1 pseudogene is annotated in these 1,318 nt (G+C 41.2%); it reads left to right on the top strand.

The window, feature by feature from the left end:
• A pseudogene (locus tag I5349_RS13600) lies at positions 1–1,197 on the top strand (hypothetical protein); the annotation flags it as partial.
• Positions 1,198–1,318: the final 121 nt, after the last annotated feature.

Here is a 1,318-nt window from a genome sequence, read left to right as displayed (position 1 = left end):
TGGATCGTTACCTTAGATGCTTTAGAGCCGCTTAGAGTAGCGGGGCCAAAGCAAGACACTCCTGTTTTACCATTATTAGAAGACCCGGGTATTAACCCACAAACTTATGAACACCTGATTTTCGACAAGGGAGCTAAAGGTATACAATGGAAGAAGGAAAGCATCTTTAACAAATGGTGCTGGCATAACTGGATGTCAACCTGTAGAAGAATGAAAGTAGATCCATATCTATCACCATGCACAAAACTCAAGTCCAAATGGATTAAAGACATCAACATTAATCTGACCACTTTGAACCTGATAGAAGAGAAAGTGGGAAGTAGTCTACAAGATATAGGCACAGGAGACCACTTCCTAAGTAGAACCCCAGTAGCACAGACAATAAGAGAATCAATGAATAAATGGGACCTCCTGAAACTGAGAAGCTTCTGTAAAGCAAAGGACACTGTTAGTAAGACAAAAAGGCAACCTTCGGACTGGGAGAAGATCTTCACCAACCCCTCATCAGACAAAGGTCTGATCTCCAAAATATACAAAGAACTCAAGAAACTAGACACTAAAACTCTAATTAACCCAATTAAAAAATGGGGTACTGAACTGAACAGAGAATTCACAACAGATGAACTTCGAATGGCCAAAAGACACTTAAGGTCATGCTCAACCTCCTTAGTGATCAGGGAAATGCAAATCAAAACAACTTTGAGATACCATCTTACACCTGTCAGAATAGCTAAACTCAAAAACACCAATGATAGCCTATGCTGGAGAGGATGTGGAGTGAGGGGAACACTCATCCATTGTTGGTGGGAATGCAAACTTGTGCAGCCACTGTGGAAATCAGTGTGGCGGTTTCTCAGGAAACTGGGAGTCAACCTCCCTCAGGACCCAGCAATTCCACTCTTGGGAATATACCCAAGAGATGCCCTATCATACTACAAAAGTATTTGTTCAACTATGTTCATAGCTGCACTGTTTGTAATAGCCAGAACCTGGAAACAACCTAGGTGCCCCTCAATAGAGGAATGGTTAAAGAAGGTGTGGAACATATACACATTAGAGTTTTACTCAGCGGTAAAAAACAATGACATCTTGAATTTTGCATGCAAATGGATGGAAATAGAAAACGCTCTACTGAGTGAGGTAACCCAGACCCAAAAAGATGAATATGGTATGTACTCACTCATAAGTGGATTCTAGCTGTGAAGCAAAGGATATTGAGCCTATAGTTCATGAGTCTAGAGAAGGTAAGTAACAAGGTGAACCCTAAGAAAAACATACATGGATCCGCCTGAAAGGGAAATAGACAAGATCGCCTGAC

Source organism: Penaeicola halotolerans (assembly GCF_016464625.1).
GTDB classification, from domain to species: domain Bacteria; phylum Bacteroidota; class Bacteroidia; order Cytophagales; family Cyclobacteriaceae; genus Penaeicola; species Penaeicola halotolerans.
This window is presented reverse-complemented; position numbering and strand designations above follow the sequence as displayed.